General features: G+C 68.0%; 11 protein-coding genes. 8 read left to right on the plus strand and 3 right to left on the minus strand.

Going from position 1 to position 9,458, the window contains the following annotated elements; translation table 11 throughout:
* Positions 1–412 precede the first annotated feature (412 nt).
* Together GXZ33_RS12070 and GXZ33_RS12075 are read left to right on the plus strand one after the other, a co-directional pair.
* Entirely contained in the window at positions 413–1,603 is a 1,191-nt protein-coding gene (locus GXZ33_RS12070; RefSeq protein ID WP_291341441.1) for a S1 family peptidase, read from the plus strand.
* A 24-nt stretch (positions 1,604–1,627) separates the two neighbouring features.
* On the plus strand, positions 1,628–1,750 hold the full coding sequence (locus GXZ33_RS12075) for a hypothetical protein (protein WP_291341443.1): 123 nt from the start codon (positions 1,628–1,630) through the stop codon (positions 1,748–1,750).
* A gap of 63 nt (positions 1,751–1,813) precedes the next feature.
* Here GXZ33_RS12075 and hisN read toward each other — a convergent pair whose 3' ends face one another.
* Both hisN and GXZ33_RS12085 read right to left on the minus strand, forming a co-directional pair.
* Positions 1,814–2,596: a histidinol-phosphatase gene (hisN, locus tag GXZ33_RS12080; protein WP_291341445.1), complete on the minus strand. Its 783-nt coding sequence runs from the start codon at positions 2,594–2,596 to the stop codon at positions 1,814–1,816.
* Entirely contained in the window at positions 2,593–3,462 is an 870-nt protein-coding gene (locus tag GXZ33_RS12085) for an inositol monophosphatase family protein (protein ID WP_291341447.1), read from the minus strand. The genes hisN and GXZ33_RS12085 overlap by 4 nt, the downstream gene beginning before the upstream one ends.
* Before the next feature lie 53 nt (positions 3,463–3,515).
* On the opposite strand from GXZ33_RS12085, the gene GXZ33_RS12090 reads away from it, so the two are divergent.
* A complete protein-coding gene (locus GXZ33_RS12090) occupies positions 3,516–3,935 on the plus strand; it encodes a hypothetical protein (protein WP_291341449.1) in 420 nt (139 codons plus the stop codon).
* Between the two features lie 61 nt (positions 3,936–3,996).
* The gene (gene prfB, locus GXZ33_RS12095) at positions 3,997–5,100 is read left to right on the plus strand and encodes a peptide chain release factor 2 (protein WP_291341451.1); all 1,104 of its coding nucleotides are present in this window, start codon (positions 3,997–3,999) and stop codon (positions 5,098–5,100) included.
* An 11-nt stretch (positions 5,101–5,111) separates the two neighbouring features.
* Here the strand turns inward: prfB and GXZ33_RS12100 are convergent, their stop codons facing one another.
* On the minus strand, positions 5,112–6,740 hold the full coding sequence (locus GXZ33_RS12100; protein ID WP_291341453.1) for an AbgT family transporter: 1,629 nt from the start codon (positions 6,738–6,740) through the stop codon (positions 5,112–5,114).
* A 153-nt stretch (positions 6,741–6,893) separates the two neighbouring features.
* Here GXZ33_RS12100 and ftsE point away from each other — a divergent pair, with 153 nt between their 5' ends.
* From ftsE to GXZ33_RS12120, 4 genes are all read left to right on the plus strand, one after another.
* Positions 6,894–7,583 (plus strand): cell division ATP-binding protein FtsE, encoded by a 690-nt coding sequence (gene ftsE / locus GXZ33_RS12105; protein ID WP_291341455.1) that lies wholly within the window; start codon positions 6,894–6,896, stop codon positions 7,581–7,583.
* 12 nt (positions 7,584–7,595) lie between these two features.
* Positions 7,596–8,498, plus strand: a complete 903-nt coding sequence (ftsX, locus tag GXZ33_RS12110; RefSeq protein ID WP_291341457.1) for a permease-like cell division protein FtsX — start codon at positions 7,596–7,598, stop codon at positions 8,496–8,498.
* A 5-nt stretch (positions 8,499–8,503) separates the two neighbouring features.
* Positions 8,504–9,100 carry a hypothetical protein gene (locus GXZ33_RS12115; RefSeq protein WP_291341459.1) on the plus strand — a complete coding sequence of 199 codons (597 nt, stop codon included), beginning with the start codon at positions 8,504–8,506 and terminating at the stop codon, positions 9,098–9,100.
* Positions 9,100–9,458: hypothetical protein (locus GXZ33_RS12120; RefSeq protein WP_291341461.1), on the plus strand; the 359-nt coding region annotated here is incomplete at its 3' end. The genes GXZ33_RS12115 and GXZ33_RS12120, both read left to right, overlap by 1 nt.

The raw sequence follows: 9,458 nt of genomic DNA on the forward strand, positions 1-9,458 counted from the left end.
GGTGGAGCAGCTCGGTAGCTCGCTGGGCTCATAACCCAGAGGTCGTAGGTTCGAATCCTGCCCCCGCTACCAATTCACCACGGAACCCTCCCGACTTCGGTCGGGAGGGTTCCGTCGTTCCCGGGGTGGGGCGTGCAGCAGGTTCGGAAGGACACCTTCGGAGGGGGAGTGGTCTCGAACGTGCGAGAGGCGGTGGGGTGCCCTCTCGGTGGTGTCCTTTCGAACGTGCGGAGGCGGCGCCGGCGGAGAACCCGGCTGCTGCCGGTGGCGGAATCCTCGTAACCTTTCGGATACGACATCCATGTCCGTGCTCGGTCCGGGAAGCGGCATGGCATGATGTGGAGGTATTCCTGCAGCTCCACCAGAAGAGGACCCCACCCCTATGCGACGGCACGCCCGCGTTAAGAACTCCATGACGGCAGCGATCGTGACGGGTGCGGTGATGCTCGCGGTGCCCGCGGTCGGCGCCGTCAGTTCGGAGGGCGTGATTCCGGATGCTGCGCCGCTGACCTCCTCCGTCGTGGACTCCACAGTGGAGACCACCGTGGAGACCACCGGCACCGAGGTCGCCTCGGCGGATGTCGTCGACGGTGTGCGCGCGCAGTTGGCGGCGCTGGGGGTGGAGGTGCCGGGCGTCGATAAGGCGGTGACGGATGCGATCGACCACGCGATCGTCACCCATGTGCCCAACACCCGCCTGCGTGAGGAGGAGGCTCCGGCAGAGACGGACACTCCAGCCGAGATGACCGGAGCCCCTGAGGGGACCGCCGGGATCACGGGACTGTCCTCCCTGCCGGGGGAGCGGGCCGCCTACTCGGACGGCGAGGCGCTGGTCCCTGAGGAGCAGGCCGGGCTCGACCAGAACTACCGCTGGGTCAATGACCCGGTGTCCAAGGTGATGGCCGGCAAGCCCTTCGCCGACTGGATCCTCCACCGCGTGCCGGTGTCCTGGTTCGACGCCCCGCGTATCCCGGAGGAGTCGATGGTCGTGCAGGAGCAGGGCGTGTCGCTGTACGGGCCGGGGACGCCGATCGTGGTCGGCAAGTCGAAGATGTGCACGATCGGTGTCGTCGGCACCGACGCTGAGGGTCGTAAGGTCGGCATCACCGCCGGTCACTGCGGTGACCCGGGGGAGAAGGTGTGGTCGGCGGACTCCTGGCAGGTCGGTGCGTCCGGCACGGTCGTCGCGAGCAACAAGCTGCACGACTACTCGGTCGTCGAGCTGGGCTCCAACACGCAGATCAGCCGCACCTACAACAATGTGACCGTCAACAGCCTCGGTGGCCCGGCCCGCCCGGGTGACATCCTGTGCAAGCAGGGCGTGGCCACCGGTCACACCTGCGGCAACGTGTGGACCTCCGACGCGGAGGTCCAGATCTCCCAGCTGTGCGCGATGGTCGGTGACTCGGGCGCACCGGTCATGGCGGGCGACCGGATGGTCGGCATCGTCTCCGGTGGCGTGCTCTCTGACCAGCGTTTCTCGTGCCGTACCCCGCTGCAGGGCCAGCTGTTCATGCCGACGGTCTCCACCAGCATCGACTCCGTCCTCAAGGACATGGAGGCGCGCGGCGGCGTCGGCGCCGGCTTCCGCCTGGCTGACTAGTACCCCCGACTGAAAGGAATCGTCATGAACCTTCTCGACATCCACACTGACGTGAACCTGCCCTGGCACTACGACTGGGCCTGGCTGCTCAACCACATCGTGAGCGGCACCCGGGACGTCATCGCGCAGCTCAGCTCCGCGTTCTAGGACCTCGGGCAGACAGAAAGGGCGGTGACTTCCACAGTCACCGCCCTTTCTGGTTCCGCTGCCCTACCGCAGGGCGTCCAGCGCCGCGTCGTGCAGCAGGCCGTTGGTGGCCACGGCGTCGCCGCCGTGCGGACCGTCCTCACCGGCGAGGGAGGAGAAGCGGCCGCCGGCCTCGGTGACCAGGATCGACAGGGCTGCCAGGTCCCAGAGGGAGACCTCGGGCTCGGCGGCGATGTCGACCGCGCCCTCGGCGACGAGGCAGTAGGAGTAGAAGTCGCCGTAGCCGCGCAGACGCCAGGTCGCGTCGGAGAGGCCGATGAAGTTCTCGCGCAGGCCGCGCTCGGCCCAGCCGGAGAGGGAGGAGAAGGAGAGGGAGGCGTCGGCAAGCTCGGAGACCCCGGAGACGCAGAGCTTCTTGGGGGAGCCGCCGTTGAAGGTGCGCCAGGCGCCGGACTCGGAGGCGGCGTACCAGCGGCGGGCCAGTGCCGGGGCGGAGACGACGCCGACGACAGGCTCACCGTCGACGAGCAGGGAGATGAGGGTGGCCCAGACGGGGACGCCGCGGACGAAGTTCTTCGTGCCGTCGATGGGGTCGATGACCCACTGGCGGCCTTCATGGGTGGCCTCGCCGCCGAACTCCTCGCCGAGGATGGCGTCGGCGGGACGTGCCTCGGCGAGTTTCGCGCGGAGTGCCTCCTCGCAGGCGATGTCGGCGTCGGAGACCGGGGTCATGTCCGGCTTGGAGGTGACGTTGAGATCGGTGGCCTCGAAGCGGTCGAACGTGAGCGAGTCAGCGAGGTCCGCGAGTTCGAGGGCGAGGGCGAGGTCATCGGTGTAACTGGTCATGCAGACATACTAACCAGCGCGGAGGCGACCTGTTCCACTGCGCGGGAATTTCCGGCCACACACCATGTGACCCCGCCAGCCTCAACCTTCACTCCCTCACCTCCGGCACCAGTGACCAGCGCGAGGCCGGGCAGCCAGTCCCAGTCCTCGACGGAATGCTGCACCCACACGCCGAGGGTGCCGTCGGCCACCGAGGCCAGATCCACGCTGCCGGCACCGAGCATGCGCAGCGTCGCCACCTCACCGACGGCCCGCATCCACGCCTCGGCGCGCTCCGGCTGCGCCAGGGAGGTGGGGTGGATGTAGGTGCCCAGGCACAGCTGATCGGCGTCCACCTCACGGAGCTTCTCGACGCCCCGTCCGTCCCGCGTCGTGGGAATCTCCGGGCCGCCGAGCCACGTGTACCCCATCGCCGGACGGTGGACGGCGCCGAGGATGAGCTTGTCCGGGTCGGCCGGGGAGCCCTCGACCAGGGCGAGTGCGGAGCACCAGTAGTCGGAGCCGGAGGCGAAGTTGTAGGTGCCGTCCACCGGGTCGACCACCCAGTGCCGCCCGGAGGTGGAGGCACGCTCCGCCCCCTCCTCGCCGAGGATGCCGTCCTCGGGGCGCAGCTGGGCCAGCGCCCCGGAGATGAAGTCCTCCGCCGCGCGGTCGGCGATGGTGACCACATCCGACACGGAGGTCTTCTGCTCGGTGGGCAGGCCCTGTTCGCGCAGACGCCAGGCCAGGCGGCCGGCGTTGTAGACGAGCGCCTGGGCGAGGTGCTCATCGGAATCCTGGTCGTGGGCGATGACGAAGGTCTTCGTGATCGCGGCGATCATGTCGTCGAGGCTGGCGGCAGGGTGCTGTGAAGTCATGCGGTCCATTGTGCCCCGTGCGGTGCCGCACCTCAGGATGAGGGCGCACCTATCGTGGGGGCATGGTGTTCCTCGCACTCTTCGTCCTCGGCCCCGTGCTGTTCCTCATGGTCACGCGCCGGAAGCGACCGGGGGCGGTGCGGCACCTGGGTCTGGCCTTCCTCGGCGGGCTCGTGGTGTGGCTGCTCACCATGAGCTGGCCGCTGGGACCGCACGGCGACTACCAGCCGTGGCAGGTCGTCCTCGCTGGCGGCGTCATGGTGGCGCTCACGGGCTGGCTCGCCACCCGGCTCCCCGCCGAGGGGCCCGCCACCGGGTGGGCCGCCGCCAGCGGATTCGCCCTGGCCTGGGGTGTGTGGGCGTTCGCGCAGGACGACACCGGGCAGTCGGGGGCCGGGCTCATCTTCCTCCTCCTCGGCGCGGGTGGTGCGCTGGCGCTGGTGGGGTTCAGCGTCGGCTTCCTGCGGGAGAGGGCGGCGTGAGGGAGGGGCCGGGGACGGGGGCTGCGGGCGGGCGTCGACAAGCACAGTAGAGTAGGAGGTTATGCGACCGGAACTTTCTGCAGCACTCGACGACCTCAACTCCACCCTCACCACCATCGAGAAGGTGATGGACCCGGAGGAGATGTCCGCCCGCGTCCGTGAGCTCGAGCAGCAGGCCGCCGACCCCAGCCTCTGGGACGACCCGGACCATGCCCAGCAGGTCACCTCCGAACTCTCCGCCGTGCAGGGCAAGCTGCGCAAGCTCACCGACCTGCGCCAGCGACTCGAGGATCTGCCCATCATGTACGAACTCGCCGAGGAGGAGGGAGAGGGCGACGAACTCGCCGACGAGGAACTCGCCGACATGCGCACCCAGATCGAGGCGCTCGAGGTGCAGACCATGCTCTCCGGCGACTACGACCAGCGTGAGGCGCTGATCAACATCCGTTCCGGTGCCGGAGGCGTCGACGCCGCCGACTGGGCCGAGATGCTCATGCGCATGTACACCCGCTGGGCGGAGAAGAACGGCCACAAGGTCGACGTCTACGACATCTCCTACGCGGAGGAGGCGGGCATCAAGTCCGCCACCTTCGTCATCCACGGCGACTACATGTACGGCCAGCTCTCCGTCGAGCAGGGCGCGCACCGCCTCGTGCGCATCAGCCCCTTCGACAACCAGGGCCGCCGCCAGACGTCGTTCGCGGAGGTGGAGGTGCTGCCGGTCGTCGAGAAGGTCGACTCCATCGACATCCCCGATGCCGACGTGCGTGTCGACGTCTACCGCTCCTCCGGACCCGGCGGCCAGTCGGTCAACACCACCGACTCCGCGGTCCGCCTGACCCACATCCCGACGGGCATCGTCGTGACGTGTCAGAACGAGAAGTCCCAGATCCAGAACAAGGCCTCCGCGATGCGCGTCCTCCAGGCGAAGCTGCTGGAGCAGAAGCGCCAGGAGGAACGCGCCGAGATGGACGCCCTCGGCGCCGGCGGACAGGCCTCGTGGGGCAACCAGATGCGCTCCTACGTCCTGCACCCGTACCAGATGGTCAAGGACCTGCGCACCAACTACGAGGTCAATGACCCGTCGAAGGTCCTGGACGGGGACATCGACGGGTTCCTCGAGTCCGGTATCCGCTGGCGCATGGCGGAGCAGCAGGCCGACTGAGGCCCACCCGGTCAGCCGGTGTAGGTCATCGGGCTGCCCGGGCCCAGGGGGATGCCCAGCAGGTACCAGGCGACGAAGAAGAGGAACCATCCGATCAGCATCGCGATGGAGAAGGGCAGCGCCAGCGACATGAGCGTGCCCACGCCCGCCGGCCGGTAGTAGCGCTGCAGGAAGGTGAGCGCCAGGGCGAAGTACGGGCTCATCGGGGTGATGATGTTCGTCGGGGAGTCACCGATACGGAAGAGCATCTGCGTCACCTCGGGGGAGACGTCGACGAGCATCATCATCGGCACGACCACCGGCGCCATGAGCGCCCACTGCGCGGAGCCGGAGGTGATGAAGAGGTTGAGCAGCGCCACCATGACGACCAGCCCGAAGAACATGGCCAGCGGGGGCAGGTTCCACGTCTGCAGGAGCTCGGAGCCGCGGATGGCGGTCCACACACCCAGGTTCGACCACTGGAACCAGGCGAGGAACTGGGCGACGGCGAAGAAGAGCACGAGCATCGGCAGCAGCGTCTTCAGGCCGCGGGCCATGAACTCGGGGATGTCACCGGCCCCGCGGATGGTGCGGGAGGCCAGGCCGTAGACCAGGCCGAGGACGAAGAAGGCCAGGGCGATGGGCACGGCCACGGCGCGGATCAGGGGGCTGTCCATGGTCTCGCCGTCGGGGCCCGCCAGCGGGGAACCGGGGATGAGCAGCAGCGCGAAGTAGGCGGCGAGGAAGGCGACCAGCGCGCCGCCGGTGATGAGCAGGGCGCGGGACTCGGTGGGGGAGAGGGAGAGGTCGTCCTCGTCGACGGCCTCTGCGGACTCAGCCTCACCGTTGCCGGCGGCCGCCCGGAAGGAGACCTCCTCGTAGTTGATCTGGTCGTGGTCGATGAGCTGGCGGGCCTTCCTGTCCACGAAGAATTCCGTGACCAGGGTGATGATGAGCGCCAGCACGATGGCCGAGGGGATGACGAAGTAGATGTTCGCCAGGGGTGAGACCTCGTAGCCGGGGTTGATGAGCTGGGCCGCCGAGGTGGAGATGCCCGACAGCAGCAGGTCGGTGATGTTGAGGATGAGGGAGGCGTTGAAGCCGGCGGAGGAGGCGGCGAAGGCGACCATGGCACCGACGATGGGGGAGCGCCCGACGGCGTGGAAGGCCATGGCGCCCAGCGGGATGAGGATGACGTAGATGGCGTCGGAGGCCACCGAGCCGGTGACACCCGCCAGCGCCAGAGCGAAGGTGAGGGTGCGGGGCCCGACCTTGGCCACCATGGCGCGGACCAGGGCGGACAGCAGGCCGGAGTGCTCGGCGACGGCGACACCGAGCATCACGGTGAGGATGACGCCGAGCGGCGGGAAGTCGGTGAAGTTCTTCACCGCGTCGGTGATCATCCGCTGCAGCCCCTCGGCGGTGAGGAGGCTCTCGACGCGGATGGTCTCCCCGGTGTCCGGCTGGATCGCCGTCATGCCGAGGCGGGAGCCGACCCAGCTGGTGAGGGCGACCACGCCCGCGAGGATGACGAAGAGCCAGAACGGGTCGGGGAGTTTGTTGCCGATCGTCTCGATGGCGCCGAGGAATCCCCGGGAACTCTGCCGGGGCTTGTCTGTCTTGTCTGTCTGTTCTGTGGGGGAGGATGTCAAAGTGCTCATAGTCCGTCGACGCTAACGGAACAGGCGGCCATTCGTGTTACTTACGCCACGAGTCGGGTCGGTTGTTGCCGGGCCGTGACCGTGCCCGTGGCATTGCCTGTGAATCCTCATTCCCGCCCCGACCGTCGCAGGCCGTTGGCTAAGGTGTGAGAGGTGATCACCTTCGACTCCGTCACCAAGGTCTACCCGACCTCGACGCGACCGGCCCTGGACGACATCTCCCTGACCATCGACAAGGGTGACTTCGTCTTCCTCATCGGGCCCTCCGGCTCCGGCAAGTCCACCTTCCTGGAGCTGCTCATCCGGGAGGAGAACGTCACCGAGGGTGACATCCACTTCGCGGACTTCCACGTGAACAAGCTGCGCGGCAGGCAGATCAACGAGCTGCGCCGCCGCATCGGCTACGTCTTCCAGGATTTCCGCCTGCTGCCGAAGCTCAACGTCCACGACAATGTGGCGTTCGCGCTGGAGGTCATCGGCAAGTCGCGCGCGCAGATCGACAAGGCGGTGCCCGACGTGCTCGACATGGTCGGTCTGGCCGCCAAGGCGGACCGCATGCCCAATGAGCTGTCCGGTGGTGAACAGCAGCGTGTCGCCGTCGCCCGCGCGGTGGTCAACCGCCCGCTGCTCCTGCTGGCCGACGAGCCGACCGGCAACCTCGACCCCGAGACGTCCGACGGCATCATGGCGCTGCTCAGCCAGATCAACCGCGGCGGCACCACGGTGGTCATGTCGACGCACAACGCCCGCGCGGTCGATGACATGCGGCGGCGTGTGATCGAGCTCCACCTCGGCAAGCTCATGCGTGACGACGCCCGCGGCGTCTACGGCGAAACCCGCTAGAAGGAGACACCCATGACACTCGGATTCGTTCTCCGTGAGGCCCTGCGCGGACTGGGCCGGAACATCACCATGTCCATCGCGCTCATCATCACCACCGCGATCTCGTTGGCGCTGCTGGCGACCGGTTTCCTGGTCACGCAGATGACCGAGGACACCAAGGGGATCTACCTCGACCGCGTGGAGGTGATGATCCAGCTCGACGAGGACATCTCCGCGAACGACAGCGACTGCTCCTCCGAGGCGTGTGTCGAGGTCAAGGGGCTTCTCGACGGCGCCGACGGCGTCGAGTCCGTCATCTTCCGCTCGCGTGAGCAGTCCTTCGAGCGTTTCGTCGAGGTCTTCGAGCACACCGACCCGCAGCTGGTCGCCGAGACCTCCCCGGACGCCCTGCCCGCCGCACTGCATGTGCGCCTGAGTGATCCGCTGGACCAGAAGCCGCTCGAGCCGGTGCGTGACCTCGAGCAGGTGGACACCATCGTCGACCAGGTCGATGACCTGCGAGGGGCGACCGACAACCTCGACGCCGTGCGGAACGCGACCTTCCTGGTGGCGGCGGTGCAGGCGGTCGCGGCGATCTTCCTCATTGCGAACATGGTGCAGATCGCGGCTTTCGCGCGCCGGGAGGAGATCTCCATCATGCGCATGGTGGGTGCGTCCCGCTGGTACACTGAGGCACCCTTCGTGCTGGAGGCGGTCCTGGCCACGCTCATCGGTGCGGTCCTGGCGACGGTGGGGCTGTTCCTGGGCAAGGAGTTCGTCATCGACAAGGCACTGGGTGGGCTCTACGATTCGCAGCTCATCGCGCCGTTGACCACGAACAGCATCTGGCTGGTGGTGCCGCTCGTGGCGCTGACCGGCATCATCTTCGCCGGCCTCACCGCTCAGGTGGCGCTCCGCAGTTATGTGAGAAAGTAGGACCCATGACCTGGACCCTGGCGCTGACCGCCACCCCGCTCGGACTCGGTACCGCGAAGCTCGGTGCCTCGGGAGTCATCGAGATCACCGGCTTCTACCCGGAGATCGACCGTGCAGTGAGCTTCTCCTCCGAGGGGGAGGAGACCCGTCTGCCGGACAAGGCCGTCCTCATCATCGAGTCGGATCTGCAGCCGCACGAGCTGAAGTGGTACATGGGTGAGCTCATCATCGCGGGCATCCCGGGGCACAAGGTGCAGGTGCGCAATGACGTGGAGGTGCTCTCCACCGCCCTCGGCGAGCAGGCCACGCTGGTGACCTACCCGACCGCGGCGCCGAAGAAGAATCTCTTCGGTCCGCAGCCGGACCCGAAGCCGACCCCCGTGACCGTCTCCTTCCCGACGCTGGGGGAGAAGTCCTTCGACCGGGTGGACGTCGCGAAGCTGGCGCTGGAGTTCCCCACCGAGGATTCCCTGGTGACCATGCCCCCGCCCTCGGACACCCCGGTGGAGCTCAACCCGGAGCGCAACCTCAGCGTGACAAAGTTCGCGCTGATCCTCACCATCGCCCTGATCGTCGTCCTCGGAGTCGTGTTCCTCATCTGATGTGGGAGCTGGGGCTGTCGGTCGGGGAGTCGGGGGCGGGGTCCGCCATCTCCGGGGCGGCCGGCGTCCATCTCATGGGATCCTTCCCGACGCTGGCCCGCGCCGTCGACGTCGCCTCCCGCGCGACGGACGGGGCCCCGCAGCGGGTCGTCCTCGTCCACCCGGCGGACCTGTCCGTCACGCGGCTGGGCAAGGTGATCGGTGACCTCGCTCTCGCCGGCGTCACCGACGACGACGTCCAGCTGCTCACCGATGTCGAGGTCCTGCACCGACTCACCGGACACCGCGTCCTGCTTGTCGACGCCGACCGTGACCTCCTCACCGTCCACCCCGGGCGCAGCGAACGTTTCGACGCGGA

Origin of the sequence: Corynebacterium sp. (assembly GCF_012838985.1) — a bacterium.
GTDB lineage: Bacteria > Actinomycetota > Actinomycetes > Mycobacteriales > Mycobacteriaceae > Corynebacterium.